The 19,399-nt window shown below is 70.4% G+C and carries 10 protein-coding genes; 5 read left to right on the forward strand and 5 right to left on the reverse strand.

Annotated features, from left to right (window positions below):
• Window positions 1–49 precede the first annotated feature (49 nt).
• Window positions 50–820 carry a deoxyribonuclease IV gene (locus tag ACQEVO_RS01405; RefSeq protein ID WP_432907962.1) on the reverse strand — a complete coding sequence of 257 codons (771 nt, stop codon included), beginning with the start codon at window positions 818–820 and terminating at the stop codon, window positions 50–52.
• A gap of 110 nt (window positions 821–930) precedes the next feature.
• Between ACQEVO_RS01405 and ACQEVO_RS01410 the strand changes: the two genes are divergently transcribed.
• From ACQEVO_RS01410 to ACQEVO_RS01425, 4 genes are all read left to right on the forward strand, one after another.
• On the forward strand, window positions 931–2,328 hold the full coding sequence (locus ACQEVO_RS01410; protein ID WP_432907964.1) for a protein kinase domain-containing protein: 1,398 nt from the start codon (window positions 931–933) through the stop codon (window positions 2,326–2,328).
• A 291-nt stretch (window positions 2,329–2,619) separates the two neighbouring features.
• Window positions 2,620–4,509 carry a protein kinase domain-containing protein gene (locus ACQEVO_RS01415; RefSeq protein WP_432907966.1) on the forward strand — a complete coding sequence of 630 codons (1,890 nt, stop codon included), beginning with the start codon at window positions 2,620–2,622 and terminating at the stop codon, window positions 4,507–4,509.
• Window positions 4,510–4,672: 163 nt separating this feature from the next.
• Complete coding sequence (locus ACQEVO_RS01420) at window positions 4,673–5,443, forward strand: ABC transporter ATP-binding protein (RefSeq protein ID WP_432907968.1); 771 nt, start codon at window positions 4,673–4,675, stop codon at window positions 5,441–5,443.
• A 124-nt stretch (window positions 5,444–5,567) separates the two neighbouring features.
• The gene (locus ACQEVO_RS01425) at window positions 5,568–8,081 is read left to right on the forward strand and encodes an ABC transporter permease (RefSeq protein ID WP_432922218.1); all 2,514 of its coding nucleotides are present in this window, start codon (window positions 5,568–5,570) and stop codon (window positions 8,079–8,081) included.
• Window positions 8,082–8,150: 69 nt separating this feature from the next.
• On the opposite strand, the gene ACQEVO_RS01430 is transcribed toward ACQEVO_RS01425, so the two are convergent.
• From ACQEVO_RS01430 to ACQEVO_RS01445, 4 genes are read right to left on the reverse strand one after another with little or no spacing between them, the layout of a single operon-like run.
• Complete coding sequence (locus ACQEVO_RS01430; protein WP_432907971.1) at window positions 8,151–9,323, reverse strand: VWA domain-containing protein; 1,173 nt, start codon at window positions 9,321–9,323, stop codon at window positions 8,151–8,153.
• Window positions 9,320–11,920: a DUF5682 family protein gene (locus ACQEVO_RS01435; protein WP_432922221.1), complete on the reverse strand. Its 2,601-nt coding sequence runs from the start codon at window positions 11,918–11,920 to the stop codon at window positions 9,320–9,322. The genes ACQEVO_RS01430 and ACQEVO_RS01435 overlap by 4 nt, the downstream gene beginning before the upstream one ends.
• A 53-nt stretch (window positions 11,921–11,973) precedes the next feature.
• On the reverse strand, window positions 11,974–13,080 hold the full coding sequence (locus tag ACQEVO_RS01440; RefSeq protein WP_432907974.1) for an ATP-binding protein: 1,107 nt from the start codon (window positions 13,078–13,080) through the stop codon (window positions 11,974–11,976).
• The gene (locus ACQEVO_RS01445; RefSeq protein WP_432907987.1) at window positions 13,077–15,941 is read right to left on the reverse strand and encodes an SWIM zinc finger family protein; all 2,865 of its coding nucleotides are present in this window, start codon (window positions 15,939–15,941) and stop codon (window positions 13,077–13,079) included. Before ACQEVO_RS01445 ends, ACQEVO_RS01440 begins: the two co-directional genes overlap by 4 nt.
• Before the next feature lie 446 nt (window positions 15,942–16,387).
• Between ACQEVO_RS01445 and ACQEVO_RS01450 the strand changes: the two genes are divergently transcribed.
• On the forward strand, window positions 16,388–18,898 hold the full coding sequence (locus ACQEVO_RS01450; RefSeq protein WP_432907996.1) for an AAA family ATPase: 2,511 nt from the start codon (window positions 16,388–16,390) through the stop codon (window positions 18,896–18,898).
• The last annotated feature ends 501 nt before the right edge of the window (window positions 18,899–19,399 follow it).

Here is a 19,399-nt window from a genome sequence, read left to right on the forward strand (position 1 = left end):
CGGTCGCGCTGAGCGCAACGCGCTCCCACCCGGATCGGCGCTGACGCGTCTAGCCGATGTGTTCGCGGAGATACGCGAGATCCTCGGCCATACCCTCTTCGGGCGTCTCCAGGACCACCGGGGCGTCGGCGGTGCGGCACACCTCCGCGAGGAGTTCGGGGTCGATGGTGCCGGTGGCGAAATTGGCGTGCCGGTCGGCTCCGGAATCGAAGGCGTCGCGGGAGGAGTTCAGGTGCACCAGATCGATGCGGCCGGTGATCGCGCGGATCCGCTCCACCACGCCGACCAGCTCTTCGCCACCGGCCCAGGCGTGGCAGGTATCGAGGCAGAACCCGGCACCGAACTCGCCGACCGCGTCCCACAACTTCGCGATCGTGTCGAAATGACGGGCCATCGCATGGTTTCCGCCGGCGGTGTTCTCGATCAGGATCGGCACCGCGAAACCGCCCTTGTCCTGCTGGCGTTCGAACAGTTTGCGCCAGTTGACGAAGCCGGCCTCCATCTCCTCGTCGGACCGCACGTGCCCGCCGTGCACGACCAGGCCGAACGCGCCGATCTCGGCGGCCGCCTGCGCCTGCAGGGCCACCGCATTGCGGGACGGCATCCGCAGCCGGTTGTTGGTACTGGCCACATTGATCTGATACGAGGAGTGCACCACCACATCGATCGGGCTGGCGAGGATCTGTTCGGTGGCGGGATGGGGGACGGGTTTGTCCCAGCTCTGCGGATCCACCACGAACAGTTGTACGACATCGGCGCCGAGTCGCTCGCCGTACCCGATCGGGTCGCTGTCCATCCGGACGTGTGCTCCAATGCGCATACGGTCAGAGTATCGGCCGCTGCCGACATCGGGCCCTCGTGTTGCGCCCGGGCGGTGCGGGAAGATACACCGGTAGAATCGTGCACGACCCGACGAGGGGGAATTCGGCGATGCTCCAGCCTGGTGAGGACTTCGCGGGCTATGCCATCCGGCGGCGGCTCGGTGTCGGCGGAATGGGCATGGTCTTCCTCGCCAGACATCCGCGGTTGCCGCGGCTGGTGGCACTCAAACTGCTCAACCCGGACCTGTACTCCGACAGGGAGATCCGGCTGCGTTTCGAACGCGAATCCGAACTCGCCGGCCGCCTCGAACATCCCAATATCGTCACCGTCTACGACCGCGGTGCCGAGGGCAAACAGCTGTGGATCTCGATGCAGTACGTGCCCGGATCCGATGCCTCGCTGGTGGACCTGCACGTCCTCGACCCCCGGCGGGCGGTGCAGATCATTGCCGATACCGGGGTCGCGCTGGACTTCGCGCACGCCAACGGTGTGCTGCACCGGGATGTGAAACCGGGCAACATCCTGCTCGCCAAACCGCCGATCGGGCAGCCGGAACGGGTGCTGCTCACCGATTTCGGTATCGCCGGGGTGCGTGACGCCGAAACCACCATCGCCGCGGCCGATACCATCACCGCGACCCTGGCCTACGCGGCGCCCGAGCAACTGACCGGTGCGAAATTGGATCATCGCGGTGACCAGTACTCACTGGCCTGCACGCTGTTCTGGCTGCTCACCGGATCGGGTCCGTATCCGGGTTCCAATCCGGCCGAACTCATCCAGGCCCATCTCCGCGCGCCGATTCCGCGGTTGAGCCGGATCCGGCCCGGGTTGCCGCCCGCACTCGACGATGTGCTGGCGCGCGCCCTGGCGAAAAGCCCGGCCGATCGCTTCCTCAGTTGTACCGAGTTCGCCGCCGCCGCGCGGCACGCACTGCGTCCGCCGAACCGCGGTGGGCACGCGCCGGGGCCGGGGGTGCGACTGCGGCCCGGGCCCCGGGTGCCGGGGCCTCCGGCATACGGTTCGGGCGAATTCGGGCAGCCCGGGGTGCGCGGCGGGCCGCCGTACCGGTCAACCGAGTATCGGCAGCCCGGTGCGGTACCGCCGGGGTACGGTTCGAGCGAGTATCGGCAGTCCGGTGCGGTACCGCCGCGGTACGGCTCGAGCGAGTACCGGCGGCCGCCGCCGGTGCCACCGCATGCGTCCAGCGAATACCGCCGCCCCGCCGGCCCGGGACCGTGGCACGCCGGTAATCGGCCGGTGTCCGGGGCGGGCGAGCCGTCACCCGCCGCGAGCGAATTCCGGCCGCCCGGCCCCGGAGCGCGACGGTCGGTCCCGGGCGATCTGCCGCGGCCGGATTCATCCCGGCCGGCTCCGGCCGAACCCGCGGTTATCGACCTGCCCGGTTTCCGCCGCCGTCCGGGTGCGAGCACACCGGTACCGGAGCCGGGCGGATCGCCGCCGCCGGATCCGGGTGGCGCACCACCGCAACCAGGCGGTACGCCCTGAGGCCGGTGGGCCGGAACGCACACCGGCCGCCAACGGCCGGCGTAGCGGGCAGCGGGGGAACGGGGGCCGGTGGACATCCGATGCCTCGGTGTGCGAAGCGGCCCCCGCCTGCCCGGTGGTGCGGTGGTTCGCATGCTGGTGAGCCGGGAGGCGAGAGCCGCCGGTGAGGTATCGGCTCCTGCTATGGTTTCGATGATTTCGCGTGACCGAACCGATGCGGTCCGGTCACGCTTTTCGTCTACGCACGCGTTTCCGGTGGGTCCCGGCGGCGCGGCGGGAATTGGAGCGGACATGCTGGCCAACGGCGATGTATTCGCCGGCTATGTCATCGACCGGCAACTCGGCCGCGGTGGGATGGGCTCGGTCTATCTGGCGAAACATCCGCGGCTGCCGCGGATGACGGCGCTGAAACTGCTGAATCGGGAAATGTTCTTCGATAAGGAGGTGCGCGCCAGATTCGAACGGGAGGCCGATCTGGTCGCCCGCCTGGACCATCCCAATATCGTCACGGTGTACGACCGCGGGCTCGACGACGAGCAGCTGTGGATCTCCATGCAGTACATCGACGGTATCGACGCCGCCTCGGTCGATCCGCAGAAACTGCCCCCCGAACGGGCCGTGCAGATCATCGCCGAAACCGCGTCCGCCCTGGATTACGCGCACGGTATGGGCGTGATGCACCGCGATGTCAAACCGGCCAACATCCTGCTGGCCCGCTCGACCGGCGGCCGCGGTGAACGGGTCTACCTGACCGACTTCGGGATCGCCCGGCTGCGCGACGACACCGGGCACCTCACGCAGACCGGCACTTTCACCGCCACGCTGGCCTACGCCTCACCCGAACAGCTCACCGGCGCCGATCTGGATCACCGCTCGGACCAGTACTCGCTGGCCTGTTCGCTGTACTGGCTGCTCACCGGCAACGGTCCGTTCACCGCGACCAATCCCGCCGGCGTCATCCAGGGGCATTTGCAATCGCCGCCGCCATCGCTGCACGCGGCCCGGCCCGAGCTGCCGCCCGCACTGGACGCGGTGCTCGCCAAGGCCATGGCCAAACGCCCCGACGACCGCTTCACCTCGTGCAGCGAGTTCGCCGAGGCGGCGAAGCTGGCGCTGACCTCGCCCGGTTCGCCGGGTATCCAGTCGGCGCTGCCGCCCACCGCGGTGGCGTCGCCCTACGCGCCGCAGAACGCCCCGTACAACAGCGGCGCGAACCCCTATCCCAGTACCGCGGCGCCGCAACCGTATGTCGCCGGTACCCAGGCGCAGCCGTACGCCAGCGGAGTTCAGCAGGGGCAGCCGTACGCGAGCGGCATCCAGCAAGGGCAGCCGTACGCCAGCGGTGTGCAGCAGGGACAGCCGTCCTACCCGAGCGGTTACCAGCAGCAGCCGGCCGAGATGGGCGGGCGGCCGAACAGCGATATGCATCAGCAGCCCTACGGGAGCGGCCCGGGTTATCCGGCGCCGGTCGGCCAGCCGTACGTGGGCGGTCCGGGCGGCTACACCGGGCCCACCAGCTATCCGCAGCCGATGTCGCAGGTCGCGCCGGGCGGGCCGCCGCCCCGGAAATCGAATACCGGTCTCATCGCCGCGATCTGTATCGGGCTCGTGGTACTGATCGGCGTGGTGATCGGTGTCGTGGCCCTGGCCACCAGCAGTGGTGGCAGCGAAGGCGTCGACACCGAGGCCGGTAAGACCTCGACACAGACCTCCGTCGCACCGGTGCCGGCCACCGCGGACTCCATCAGCAAGGAATTCCCGCAGATGGTGCCCGCGAACAAGGACGAAGAAATCGGTTACAACGGCGCGAAATGCTGGGAAACCGATGACGGCTACACCCCGAGCCCCGACGACGGCGAACCCGATTTCGGGAAATGGGCCTGGCAGTGGCGCTGCTACGGCGGCGCCGACAACGACGACCCGTTCTACCGTATCTACGTCTACGACTCCGCCGACGAGGTCGACTCGGTGGTCAAGGGCCTGCCGGCCACGGCCGAGAAATCCAGCGACACCAACGGCGGCCGCACCTACACCAACTACAAATGGGACAGCGACGGCCCGAAAATGGTCACGGTGTTCAGCAACCATCCGGAACGGGCGCAGTACCTGATGTACACCGACGGCATCGTCGGCACCATCCCCGAGATGGTCACCTGGTGGAAGTCAGCGCCCCTGAACTGAGGGGTACAACGGGGACGGTTGCGCTCCCGGGTAGGCGAAGGTGTGTTCCGGCTGCCGGTGGTGGTGCGTCATACCGTCGCGCTACCCGGGGATGACGGCAGGGAACGCCGGGTCAGGGGTATCCCGGATGGCGCGGTCGGGCGCGGGCCGACAGACTGGACGCATGACTGCTCATGCTGTCGACACGGACTCGGCCGGTCCCGGGTCCGCTGTTGCCGCCGGTGCCATCGAACTCACCAAGGTTTACGGATCGGGGGATACCCGGGTGACCGCGCTGGACGCGGTATCGGTCGATTTCGCCCGCGGGGAATTCACCGCGATCATGGGCCCGTCCGGATCCGGGAAATCCACCCTCATGCACTGCCTCGCCGGGCTCGACGCGGCGAGTTCGGGGCAGGTGCGGATCGGTGACACCGAGCTCACCGACCTCTCGGACAAGGAGATGACCGCCCTGCGGCGCGACCGGGTGGGATTCGTCTTCCAGGCGTTCAACCTGGTCCCCACGCTCACCGCGCTGGAGAACATCACCCTGCCGCTCGATATCGCCGGCCGCGAACCCGACCGGGAATGGCTGGCGACCGTGCTGAAACGCCTCGGCCTGGAGGACCGGCTCGGCCACCGGCCCAGCGAACTGTCCGGCGGGCAGCAGCAGCGGGTGGCGTGCGCGCGGGCGCTGGCCGGGAAGCCGGAGATCATCTTCGGCGATGAACCCACCGGCAACCTGGACTCGCGGTCGTCCGGTGAAGTGCTGTCGATCCTGCGTGCCGCGGTGGACGAATTCGGCCAGACGGTGGTCATCGTCACCCACGAACCGACCGCCGCCGCGTACGCGGACCGGGTGATCTTCCTGGCCGACGGCCATATCGTCGACGAGATGCGCGATCCGACCGCCGATACGGTGCTGGACCGGATGAAGGCTCTGGAGGTCCGGTGATCCACGGTTACCCAACCGCGCACCGGAAGCACGGCGCGTGCACCGGCGGATCGGCTCGCCCGGCCGGCCGGGACGCCGCGCGTGCCCGCATCACGGTGGGGGTGCGGTAGTGGCCGCACACCCTATGCGCACCGTCGCGCTGCGTAATCTCGCCGCGCACAAGGTCCGGCTGGTGCTGACACTGCTGTCGGTCGTGCTCGGGACCGCGTTCATCGCGGGTTCGTTCGTTTTCACCGATACCCTGCAGCGTACTTTCGACGGCATTTTCGCGGGCGAAGCCAAGGGCGTCGATGTGCGGCTGAGCCCCGAGGAACGGCAATCCGCCGGTATCCCACAGGAAGTCGCCGACGCGGTGGCCGCCATGGACGGGGTGCGGACCGTGGCCCCGGGGATCGAAGGGGCGGTGGTACTGCTCGACCCCACCGGTAAGAAAGCCGTCCAGACCGGCGGCGCCCCGAGCATGGGCACGGTCTATCTGCCGCCCGAGCGCTCGGTCGCCGAACCGGACCCGTTCGTCGCCGGAACACCACCGGCCGCACCCGGCCAGATCGCGCTCAACACCACCGCCGCCGAACGCGCCGGTCTCACCGTCGGCGAGCACACGAAAGTGCTGGTGCCCTCGCACGGGGGCCCGATCGATGTGACCCTCACCGGCATCTACGCGCCGGCCGCGGATACCGGCGGATTCATCGGGGTGCAGTTCACCGAGGCACAGGCCCGCGAGCTGTTCACCGACGGATCACACGTCGCCTACCTCGATATCGCGGCCGACGGAATCCCCGGCGATACGCTGCGCGACCGGCTGTCCATGCTCTACCCGGACTACAAGGCGCAGAACGGCGATCAGGTCCGCGTGGAGATGAAGGCCGAGATCTCCGAGGCACTGAACTTCCTGAACTACTTCCTGCTCGCGTTCGGCGCGATCGCGCTGATCGTGGGCACCTTCATCATCTACAACACGTTCTCCATGCTGGTGGCGCAGCGGTTGCGGGAGCTGGCGCTGCTGCGGGCCGTCGGCGCGGGCAGCGGGCAGGTCGGGCGCTCGGTGGTCGCCGAGGCGCTGATCGTCGGCGTGCTCGGCAGCCTGCTCGGCCTGCTCGCCGGTATCGGGCTCGCCTACGGACTGGCCGCGGTGCTCAACGCGTTCGACCTCGGGCTGCCGACCGGGCGGATGACCGTACTACCGCGCACGGTACTGGTGGCGTTCGTGGTGGGTCTGCTGGTGACCGTGGTCAGCGCCTATGCGCCGGCCCGGCGTGCCTCCCGGATTCCGCCGGTGCAGGCGATGCGGGAGGAGTTCGCCTCCGCCGGAGAAACGCTGCGGAACCGGACCGTCGCGGGCGTGCTGCTGGCCGTCGTGGGTGTGGTGCTGGTGGTACTCGGCGCCCGCAACACCGGTGGTGGCGCGGCGGCGGTGGTCGGGGCGGGCGCGCTGGCTCTGATCCTCGCGGTGCTGTTCGCGGCGCCGGCGCTGTCGCGACCGGTGCTGGCCGGCCTGGGCTGGCTGATCAAGCCGTTCGGGCCGATGGGGCAGATGGCCCGCAACAACGCGATCCGCAACCCGCGCCGGACCGCCGCCACCGCGTTCGCGCTGACACTCGGCTTGATGCTGGTCACCGCGATCGGGATGCTCGGCGAATCGGCCAAGGTCAGCATCTCCCGGCTCGTCGATCAAGGCGTGGAAGCCGATTACGTACTCGCCGGGCCACAGATGATGGGCGTGCCCACCGGCGCGAGCGACGCGGTGCGCGAGAAGGTACCCGCGGCGGCCGAGGTCGTCGGGCTGCGCGGAGTGGTGTTGAAGGTGGGCGACGACGACGAATTCGGTACGTCGCCGGACGGCCCGCTCGAACAGGTCGTGAATATCGATATCCGCAGCGGCACAACAGCTCTGGGCGATTCGGATATTCTGCTCGGCGAAGACGAGGCGACCGAGCACGGTGTCGGCGCCGGCGACCGGTTGACGATCAACACGCTGGACGGCACCGAGATCCCGCTGACCGTATCCGGTGTGTACGCGGATTCGCCGGTACTGGGCCCGCTGATCGTGCCGAACGCGGTCTTCGAGAAGGCGATGCCGCCGGCCATGCGTACCGACGCCGCGGTGCTGATCAAGGCCGAACCAGGCGCCGATCTCGCCGCCATGCGCACCGACCTGGAACGCGCCACCGAGGAATTCGTCATCGTCCAGGTCCAGGACCGCGAGGAATTCAAGGGCGAGAACGCGAAACAGATCAACAATATGCTGGCGATCCTGTACGGGCTGCTGGCGTTGGCGGTGGTCATCGCGGTGCTCGGTATCGTCAACACGCTGGCTCTCTCGGTGGTGGAGCGGCGGCGCGAGATCGGTATGTTGCGTGCCGTCGGTACGCAGCGATCCCAGGTCCGGCGCACCATCTACCTCGAGTCCATGCTCATCGCGGTGTTCGGCGCGATAGTCGGGGCGGTGCTGGGCCTGGGGCTGGGCGTCGGATTCCTGCGGACGCTACGCGATTTCGGGCTGGATCAGATCGCGGTGCCCTGGGATCAGCTGGTGTACATGTTGATCGGCTCCGCCATCGTGGGTGTGCTGGCCGCATTGTGGCCCGCGGTGCGCGCGGCCCGCACCCCACCGCTGGCCGCTATCGCCGACCTCTGAGGTCGGTACCGGCCGGGCATCGTGCCCGGCCGGTACCGGCTCGTCGAACAGTCGGTGCGACCGCCGGCGTCACTGCCGGTCGGTGCCCCAGTGCCGGAGGTCGCCGCGGTTCAGGGCTTCGGCGAGCAGGTCCGGGAAACGGTCCGGGGTGCAGGCGAACGCGGGGACGCCGAGCGCGGCCAGCGCGGCGGCGTTCTCGCGATCGTAGGAGGGGGCGCCGTCGTCGGAGAGCGCCAGCAGCACCACCACCTGTACCCCGGCTTCCTTCATGGTGTTGATCCGGCGCAGCATTTCCTCCCGGACGCCACCTTCGTACAGGTCGGAGATGAGGAAGAACAGGCTGTCGGCGGGCCGGGTGATGAGCGACTGACAGTAGGCGATGGCCCGGTTGATGTAGGTGCCGCCGCCGAGCTGGGTGCCGAACAGGACGTCCACCGGGTCGGCGAGTTTCTCGGTGAGATCGACGACCTCGGTATCGAAGACCACCAGCGACGTGCGCAGCGACCGCATGGATGCCAGCACCGCGCCGAACACCGAGGAGTACACCACGCTCGAGGCCATCGAACCGGATTGATCGATCGCCAGGATCACATCGCGGTGCACCGCCTGGGCGCGCCGGCCGTACCCCACCAGGTGCTCGGCGATGATGGTGCGCTGTTCGGGCAGGTAGTTGGCGAGGTTCTTGCGGATGGTGCGGTCGAAGTCGATATCGCGGGGTTTGGGCCGCGCGGTCCGGGTGGCCCGGTTCAGTGCCCCGCTCACGGCGGCGACCGTGCGGGTGGCGATCCGTTCCTCGATCTCCTTCACCACCTTGCCGACGACCATCCGGGCCGTCGATTTGGTGGTCTCCGGGATCACCCGGTTCAGGCTGAGCAGCGTGCCGACCAGGTGGACATCGGGTTCGACGGCCTCCATCAGTTCGGGTTCGAGCAGCAACTGGGTGAGGTTGAGCCGGTCCACCGCATCACGCTGCATCACCTCGACCACCGTCGACGGGAAATAGGTGCGGATATCGCCGAGCCAGCGCGCCACCCGCGGCGCGGACCCACCCAGACCACCGGAGCGGTCACCGCCCGACCGCCCGCTACCTACGTCATAGACTGCGGCCAGGGCCTTGTCGACGGCCGAATCATCGGCGCCGCCGAGGCCGCCGAGCGCGGGTTCGGCGGCGGAGCCGAGAACGAGCCGCCAGCGGCGCAGCCGCTCCTGCTCCGGAACCGCTTGTCGTGCAGTGTTGTTCACGCTGGTACCCCCAGGATGTCGGCGACAGCCCGCAGGACGAGTCCACCGCGTACGGGATCGGTGTCGGTGGCGGCGGCCGGGCGGGCCGGGTCGCGGTCGCGGACCGCCGAGCCGATGGCCCGGCGCTCACCGGATTCGAACGCCCCGAAGGTGCGGCGCAGCAGCGGCACCACTTCCATGAATTGCTCGCCGGACAGTCCGGCGAGCCAGTTGTCGATCAGGCGCAGCAATGCCCGGTCGTGCACCAGCACCAGGCCCCGGCCGCCGACGAAACCGTCGACCCACGCGGCCTTGGCGGCCGCGGTGTTGCCGATCGAAAGCGCCGCCGCCAGCCGGCGGGCCGCCTCCTCGGTATCGAATCGGCCGGCGTCACAGAGCAACCGGACCACCCGCCCGGTCAGCAGGCCGTGGATATCCGGGCGGTCGGCCAGCCGGTCCAGCGCGGCGAGCCACTGGTCGGTGGAGCCGGCGTGGTCGCGGGTGTGTATCGCGGCGGTGACGGTATCGAGCTGGGTGCGCAGCGCCGCGGCGGTATCGTCGCCCAGGCCGGTGACCGCCGCAGGGAGGCCGGCGCAGATCCGCACGAGCATATTGTCGGCGACCCGCGCCAGGGCCGGCGTATCGGTGCCGCGGACATCGCCGTAGCGCAGCGTGCGCAGCACACCGGGCAGGGCGGCGAGCAGATGGGTGATGTCGTGATCGATCGCGGCCGCGGAGCCGAGGCGGTCGATGAGACCGTCCAGGGCGCCCGGGAGATCGGCCAGCAGTGCGAATTCCAGGGCGTCGGTGAGTTCGGCGACACCGCTGCCGTCGCGGCCGGCGGTATCGAGGAGCTTGGCCTCGGCGGCCGCCTGCACGGTGGTACCCCAGCGGGCCGCTTCGATCACCCGGACCGCGAACTCCGGTTCCCAGCGCAATTCCCAGGTCTCCCGGAAGGTGCCGGTGGACTGGACCGAATCGTGCCCGGGGACACCCCAATCCACCCCGAGCAGCCGCAGCCGGTGCAGCAACTGCGATTTGGCGATATCGCGGTCTTTGCGCAAATCCAGGTCCAGCGTGCGGGCGAGGGCCTCTTGTTTCAGGCGCAACGTCCGGGCTTGGGCGCGCAGGTCGGCTTCCAGCGGCACAGTCGGGGTTTCGGCCGGAACGGTCCCGAGCGCTTCACCCACGACGAGTTCCTCGCCGACGAGCCGCAGCACGGTGTCGTCGCCCTCGCACAGCACCGCGCGGGTCGCCTCGGTGACCTCGGACAGCCCGGCCAGCGGCCGGCCGCGCAGCGCGGCGAGGGTCTGGGCCAGCCGGACGGCCTCGATGATATGGGCACTGGACACCGGCAGATCGTGGCGGCGCAGCAGCCCCGCAACCTTGGTGAGCCAGGACGCGATCGGCTGTTCGGTCTCGCTGAACAGGTGGTGGTACCAGCCGGGGGAGGTGACTCCGGCCCCATAGCCCGTGGCCGCGGCCAGCCGCGAATGCGTCCACGGCACCCAGGTGAGACCGGCCTTGACCTTCGGAAGCCCTTTCAACAGAGCCTGATCGGCGTTTGCGGGGCCGAGGGGGTCGCATAAGGCCGGTGCGTGCCAGGCGCCGCAAACCACCGCGATCCGCCGCGCCCCGTCCTTGCGCGCCCGGCGCAGCACCTGCCGCATATGCGCTTCACGGATGAGCGTATGCCGATCGATGACCAACGGATCCAGCGGGATTTCGCCCGGCTCGCCACCGCCGTCCTCCGCGCCACCGCCGGCCACCCCGCCGGAACCGGGTGCGGTGGCATTACCGGAACCGGGTGCGGTGGCATTACCGGAATCGGCTGCGGTGGTATCGCCGGCTGCGGCTGCACTCCGCGGACCGGTACCGGCAGCATCGCCCGCACTGCCGGCGGTGGGGCTCGCGGGGGCGGACGACCCCCCGGATGGCGGGTCGGCGGGTACACCGCCCGGGCTGGGTAATTCACCCGGTCCGCGGGCGGCGGGCCCGGCCGCGGTACCCGTTTCCCGGGATGGGGGATCGGCGAAGTCTGTCGAGCCGGGCGCCTGGCGGCCCGCTGCAGGTTCCTCCGGGTCGTCGGAAAGGGGCGCCATGACGGCGGTTTCGCGTAACGCCGCCATGGCTTCGGTGATCGCGGGGAATGTCCCGGCGTCCGTGCTCGATTCGACGACCGCGTCCCACCAGCGTTCGGCGTCGTCGTAGCCGCCGGCGGCGGCGAGTTCGGCCAGCGCGTCCCGGCCGCCGCCGGTGTCGTCGGCGGCCAGGACCGTCGAGGCCGGGAGATCGCAGAACCGGACGGGGATACCGTTGCCGACGGCGTAGCGCAGGGCCTGCCATTCCGGCGAGAACTCGGCATACGGCCAGAACGCCGCGCGCGCCGGTTCGTCGGCGACATAGCCCAGCAGTGCGACGGGTGGCGCCATGGTGTCGGCGGCGACATGGGTGACCAGCGGGTCGGCATCCGCCGGCCCTTCGATCAGGACCATATCCGGCCGGAACTCCTCCAGCGCCAGCCGCAGCGAGCGCGCCGAACCCGGACCGTGATGCCGGATTCCGTAGACCCGGGTCTCGCCGTCGCCGGAACCGCTCGTGCTCTGTCGACCCGGCATGGGTGCGGGCCCTGCGTGGTGACGCTGCGCTACCGCCTCCGGGCCTGACGCACTCATGCCGTGAGCTCCCGGCAGGCGCGGTAGAAATCGGACCATTCGTCGCGTTCGCGGACCACGGCCTCGAGGTATTCCGTCCACACCACCGCGTCGGCCACCGGGTCCTTGATCACCGAACCGACGACGGCACCCGCGATATCGCCGGCCCGCAGCACACCGTCACCGAAATGCGCCGACAGCGCCATCCCGTTGGTGATCACCGAGATGGCTTCGGCGGTGGACAGCGTGCCCGACGGGGACTTGAGTTTGGTCCGGCCGTCGGCGGTGATACCCGCGCGCAGTTCCCGGAAGATCCGCACCACGCGGCGCACTTCCTCGGCGGCCGCCGGTACCTCGGGCAACTCCAGCGCCGAACCCAGTTGCTCGACCCGGCGGGTGACGATATCGATCTCCTCGGCCTCGCTGCCCGGTAGCGGCAGGACCACGGTGTTGAACCGGCGGCGCAGGGCCGAGGACAGTTCGTTCACCCCGCGGTCGCGGTCGTTGGCGGTGGCGATGATGTTGAAACCCTTCGCTGCCTGCACTTCGGCGCCGAGTTCGGGGATCGGGAGGGTTTTCTCCGACAGGATGGTGATCAGCGCGTCCTGCACATCGGAGGGGATCCGGGTGAGCTCCTCGAGCCGGGCGATGGCCCCGGTGCGCATGGCGTTGAGCACCGGGGAGGGTACGAGGGCGGCGTCGCTGGGACCCTCGGCGAGCAGCCTGGCGTAGTTCCAGCCGTACCGGACGGCCTCCTCCGCCGTACCCGAGGTGCCCTGTACCAGCAGCGTGGAAGAACCGCTGATCGCGGCCGAAAGGTGTTCGGAAACCCAGGTTTTCGCAGTTCCGGGCACGCCGAGCAGGAGCAGGGCCCGATCGGTGGCGAGGGTGGCGACCGCGACCTCCATGAGCCGGCGGGGGCCGACGTACTTCGGCGTGATCACCGTGCCGTCGTCCAGGGTGCCGCCCAGCAGGTAGGTCACCACCGCCCACGGGGACAGTTTCCACGAGGGCGGGCGGGGCCGGTCGTCGGCGGCGGCCAGCGCGCTCAATTCACCGGCGAAGGACTGTTCGGCGTGCGGGCGCAGCAGCGGCGCGGCGGGGGCGGATTCGGTGGTGGTCACGTGAGCTCCTCGAGCATTGCGGATCGTTGGTGGAGTTGGTGGGCGAGCAGGTTCAGCGCGGCCGTCCAGTCGCCGTCCTCGCAGCGGCTCGCCAGGGTTTCGGCCGCGTGCGCACAAGCGGGTGGCATATGGCAGGCGGCCGTGTGCAGCAGTGAACGGTGCGCGGCCGGCCGGGTGCCGGGTGCGCCCGGCCGGCGCGTGGCGGTGCGGGCCCGTTCCTCGAACAGATGCAGGAGGTGCCGGGCCACCTCGTCCGGCCAGGGCCGGGCCACCGCGGGCAGCAGGGATTCGATCTCCGACAGCCAGGAGGCATCCAGGCGCAGCAGGTGACGTGCCTGTTCCGCCGCCGGTAGCAATGCGAACAGTTCCCGCCGCCGGAGTATGGCCGAGTTCGAGGGGGTACCCACCGCGAACAGCGCCGCGGCCCACTCGATATCACGCCGCACCAGCGCCGCGTCCATCCAGCCGTCGAACAGCGGCTGACGGAACCGGTCCTCGACCCGCGCAGCGACGGACTGCCGCGGGGAACCCAGCGGGCCCGACCAGTACCCGAGCGGCAGGGTCGCGACGAGCCGGCGCAGCCGGGCCGCGGTCCGGTCGGGCTGTCCGTTCCAGCGGTAGCCGAATTCGGCGGTGCCATCGGTGAATCCGTCGCGGACGGCGGCCTCGTCCAGCGTTTCCGGGATGTCCACGATCAGTTCGGGCGCCTCGTCCGCACCGGTACGTGCGCATTTCAGCCACGCGGTGGCCCGTTCGGACATCCGGGCGGTGAACGCCGAATCCGGTAGCCGGGCCAGTAACCCCGCGGCGGTGCGCCGTACCTCGCCACGGCGATCCCGCAGCGCACGTTCGAGCAGATCCTCGTCGGCGGGGCCGAGGCCGTCGGCCAGTACGGCCAGCAGATCGGCCTTCGGTGCGCCCGACTCCCGCGGCCAGGCGGCCTCGAGCGTTTCGCGGGCGGCCGCGGGGTCGCGCCGGCGGAGGGCGGCCAGCCACTGGATCCGCTCCGGCGGTAATCCCAGCCGCCAGGTGTCGGCGCTCGGCTCCGGTTGCGCGGTATCGCGGCGGACCAGCGGATGCCAGCGGGGAAACCATTCGGCCAGCCAGCGGCCCCGAGTACCCGCGAGCCGTAACGCCGCCTCGCGGAGCTCGCCGTCGCGGGCAGCGAATTCGAGCAGTTGGCCGACCAGGCGATCCGGCGCGCGGAAATCGTGCGGTTCGGCGGCGGCGAACCATTCCGCGAGATATTCCGGCTGCGAATCGATCAGCGACGCCAACCGGTCGGCCGCGGCGGCGGGCAGCAGCGGCCGCGGATCCTCGGCTGCGGGCGCGGCCGGCAGGTCGGCGTGGACGGGTAGATATCCGCCGCGCGCCCAGGCCATTTCCAGTGCGGTGGCTTCGAGCAGCCGCTGTGCGGCGTCCGTGCCGGGCAGGGCGGCGGCCGCCGCGGCGACCGCTTCGGGCAGCGGCGGCAGTGCGGCGCCGCCGCGGCCGGTACCGAGCAGTGCGATCGAGGCTGCTTCCGGGCCGGCGGTGACGGCGGTGTGGGTGGCGTCGGCCACCGGGCCGGCATCGTGGAATTCGCCGTCGGCCAGCACCGAAACAGCTTCCAGCCGGCGGCCGTTCCACAGCCCGAAGACCGTGACCGGCCGGCCGCCGGAGAAAGCGAGCAATCGCCATGGCCGGGCGGGTTCCACCAGCGGTATCGCGGTGCCGTCGGGTTCGGCGAGCAGCCAATCGGCGCCCGTCCGGGTCGGTACGACGGCGCGCAGCAGCACCGGCCACGATTCCAGCCACGGATCGGCCGCGGCGGCCGCGCTGAAGGCATGCAGCGCATCGGCGATGGTGCCGGCGCCGGAGGTGGCCGCGACCCCGCCCGTATCCGGTGCGGCCGCACCGGAACCGGCCGCACCGGCCAGTGCCCGCAGGGGAGCGGCCCCCGGATAGAAGTGCAGATCCGTTTCCGCCACCAGGCCGATCGGTGGCACTTGGGCGGAGAAGACCGGTGACCCGTGCGAATGGTCGATCAGCAGCGCCCAGCGGCCGGTGCGCACTCCGTACAGCCAGCTGAGGCGGGTGTGCAACCGGTCTTCTTCGCTGGTCCGCATGCCCAGGGTGACCCACCGGTCGCGTACCGCGGGTTCGGCGAGTGCGGCTTCGGCCGTGACGGGGTAACCGATATGCGCACGCACCGTGGCGGCGAGCGGCTCCGCCAGCGCATCCAGTTTCGTATATGCGGCGAGCAGTAGCCGCAGCCAGGCGAACCGGCCCAGTACCACCTCCGGCCAGTTCGACCGCCCGATCACCGCCGCCGGCAACCGGCGCAGTGCGGTCGCGACGCCTGGAGCTTGGGCGTCGACCATCCGGGCGGCGACGGCTTCGAACGCGGCCGGCGACCGATCCGTCTGAGCCAATCCGGTGCGGATCTGATCGGCCAGCCAGGTATCGAGTTCGGCCGCCCCGGCCGCGACCCGCTCGTGCCGCTGTTGCGTCGCGGCCGCGCTCGGCGCCCGGTTCTTCCTGGGCGCCGCCGCCTTCTCGACGCGGCGGCCGATCCACTCGGCGGCGAAATCGGCCGTTTCGGCGGTTTCACCGACCGTGCCCCCGGCCCACAGCAGCAGCAGCGACAGTGCGTGTTTGCACGGGAATTTCCGGCTCGGGCAGGAACATCGGAACGCCGGCCCGGACAGGTCGACGATCGTCTGGTAAGGCGTCTTTCCGCTGCCCGCGCACAACCCCCAGAGCGCGGTATCGCACCATCCGGTGCCGGACCATTTCCCGGCGAGTTTGCGTGCGGCGGTGAGTGAACTCGCATCCGGGGCGAGTGCTGTCACCTGGTTCTCCGACCACCGCTGTGTCATCCGGTGATCCCATATCGTTCGGTCATCGTGCCCCGTTTCTCGGTCGCAAGAGTTCTATCGCACCCCACCGACACCGGCCGGGCGGCGTCTGCGGCGGTATCGGAAGAGGTTGTCGCCGAGAGGTATTCGCGCCTTCCTTCACTTGCGAATCTGCCGGACCTCTGGCATTCTGTTCTGTTCGGCCAGACCGAGCCGCCCTCGAGGGTGCAACACCAACGAGCTGCCCGACGGGGTTGGCGAGGGGTGGCCATCGGCCTCCGTTCCGGATCGGCCGATGACCAGATCCCATCCCCGCGGGCAGGTTCGACCATCCCGCCCGCCCCTGCGTGCGGACCGTCCGTGTCCCGGACGCCGGTTCCGCCGCGAGCTGTCCGATCGGGTTGCCATCGGGTAGCGTTCGGCAAAGCTTTCGATCGTTCGATCACACCAGGGGCCGGGGTGCGCGTGTGATCTCGAAGGGGGTGGAGAAATTCGTGGAACCTGTGCGTGAGAAATCCCGGGAGTCTCCCGCGCGGCCGGGTGCGCTGCTGCTACGGCAGCTGGAGTCGGAACCCGACCTGCCGAGTGAAGTCGCCACGGTGATCCGGGCGGCCCTCGCCACACCGGCGGCCGCCGGCGAGACACCTTTCGAGCACGGCGGGATCTTCCTGCGAGCCGTCCGTGTCGAGGGTTTCCGGGGGATCGGCCCCGAAGCCGTGCTGGAACTGCCGGCCGGGCCCGGTCTCACCCTCGTCACCGGGCGCAACGGCAGCGGGAAATCGAGTTTCGCGGAGGCCGCCGAACTCGCGCTCACCGGGGCGAATCGGCGCTGGGACGGCCGTTCGGCCGCGTGGCGGGAGGGCTGGCGCAATCTGCATCGGTCCGATCCGGTCCGGATCGAATTGGAGTTGCACACCGACGGCCCGCACCCGGAGGTGACGGTTGCCCGCGAATGGCTGCCCGGCGAGCCGCTCACCGGCGGTAGCTGGACCCAGCACCGCGACGGCGCGCCCGGCACAGCCTTCCCGTACCGCGAGTGGGCCCTGCCGATGGAGCTGTACCGGCCGTTCCTGTCCTACAGCGAACTCGGCGCGCTGGTCGACGGGAAACCCAGCGAGCTGTTCGATGCGCTGCACCAGTTGCTCGGACTGGACGAACTGATCGCCGCGCACGAAGCGATCCGCTCCCGGCGCCTGGCACTGGAAAGTGCGGCCCGGGCGATGCGGCGCGAGCGGCCGGCGCTGCTGGCCGAACTGGCGGGAGTCGCCGATCGGCGGGCGCGGCACGCCGAACGGATCCTGCGTCACCCCGACCCCGATCTCGGCGAGCTGGCGCAACTGCTGGCCGATACCACCGGCGGCCGGGAACCGGCGGCCCTGCGTACCGTGCTCGCGCTCGAACTGCCCTCCCCGGCGCGGATGGCCACGCTGCTCGGGCGGCTGCGTGCGGCGCAGGCCGCGGTATCGGCGGCGACGGTACCGGAATCGGTCGCCGACCTGCGCATACTCGAGCTGTTGCGGATCGCGTATTCCCATGTCGCCGAACAAGACAGTGCCACCACCCCGGCCGGCGACCGTATCGCGGAAGTCGGCCGGACGCCGGAGCCCGCTGCCGCGCAGACCGGCGCATGCCCGTGCCCGGTCTGCGGCCGTGGCGTACTGGATGGGCAGTGGACGACCGATACCGCCACCGCGATCACCGAATTGTCCGAGCGCACCGCGGCCTTGCGGCACGCCCGCGCGGAACGGACCGCCGTCCTCGCCGAAATACGCGCCGCGATCGGGCCGCCCCCCACGGAATTGGCCGCCGCCCAACCGGCCTACCTCGATACCGGCGCACTACGCGACGCCTGGGCGAAATGGGCCCGGCTGGCCGAATCCGAGCATCCGGCACCGGACCGGCTCGGCACCGCCCACGACCGGTTGACCACCGAACTGGATTTCCTGCGACAGCGCGCCGCGAAGGAACTCGACCGCCTCGAACAAGCGTGGGCGCCGCTGGCCCCCCGCCTGCGCGCTTGGCTCGACCTCGCCGGCTCGGTGGCCGCCCGGACAACCGAGCTGGATACCCTCCGTGCCGCCGAGGACTGGGTGAAATCCGCGACCGCCCGCGTCCGCGACGAACGGCTGGCCCCGCTGGCCGGTACCGCCCGCTGGGTCTGGCAGAGCCTGCGCCAGCAGAGCAATGTGGAACTCGGCGGAATCCGGCTGCAGGGCAACGCGAACACCGCCCGCCGGGTGCAACTCGACGTCACCGTGGACGAGGTGGACGGGGCCGCGCTCGGGGTGATGAGCCAGGGCGAGTTGCACGCGCTGGGCCTGTCGCTCTTCCTGCCCCGGGCCACGGTCTCCGCGAGCCCGTTCCGGTTCGTGGTGATCGACGACCCCGTGCAGGCGATGGACCCGGCCAAGGTCGACGGCTTGGCCCGGGTGCTGGCGACGGTCGCCTGGGACCGGCAGGTCGTGGTCTTCACCCATGACGACCGCCTCGCCGAGGCCGTACGCCGGATGCGGATCGACGCCCGCATCCTCGAAGTGCAGCGCCGGGAACGTTCGGTCGTGGAGATCCGCCTCTCCAGCGACCCGGTCCACCGGTATCTCGACGATGCCCGCGCGCTGCTGCGTACCCCGCAATTACCGCGGGCCATTGCCGACGAACTGGTCGCGAGCTGTTGCCGGTCCGCTCTCGAAGCGGCCGGCCTGGCCCGGGCCAAACGGGATCTGCTCGCCGCCGGTATGGATCATCGCGAGGTGCAGCGGCGGATCGATACCGCCCAATCCACCCGCGCCATGGTCACCCTCGCGGTACTGGGCCCCGGCCGCCGGATCGAGGACCTCAACAAACGGCTGGCCAAAGAGGGACGATGGGCGGTCGAGGTGGTACGCGACGCCACCGCGGGCGCCCATATCCCCATCGCGCGCGATCTCGCCGACCTGATCGCCGATACCGAACGCTTCGTCGACTGGCTGGCCCGATGAGTCCGGTCCCACTACCCGACCCGGACCCGTCGAGCACAGGCGGTGCCCGCCGCGAACGCCTGGAGTCCGCACCCACCGGCGATCGATACCCCGCCCGCACCGGCCGCGCGCACCCCGAATACGGAGGTGTCGGTGATCCGGAGCCGGCCGGCGGCAGTGCCGCGCGCCCGCCGCACCCGGAGTCCGGACGTGCGGGAGATGGGGGCCCTGCCGATATCAGTGGCGCGCCCCTGCCACACTCGGAATCCGGACCTGCGGTGGATCGGGACAGGGCCGTTACCAGTGCCGCGCGCACGGTGCACTCGGAATCCGGGCGTGCGGGTGATCCCGACTCGGCCGGTACCACTGCCGCGCCCCAGGAATCCGGCGGCGTCGGTTCTCCGGACGTGGCCGGCGCCGGTGCCGCGCTTCCGCCGCACCCGGAATCCGGGCGTGCCCGGGATCGGGGCCCTGCCGATATCAGTGCGGCGAGCCCGGCTTACCCGGGATCCGGGCGTCCCG

It is taken from the genome of Nocardia sp. CA-290969, assembly GCF_050936135.1.
Lineage (GTDB): Bacteria > Actinomycetota > Actinomycetes > Mycobacteriales > Mycobacteriaceae > Nocardia.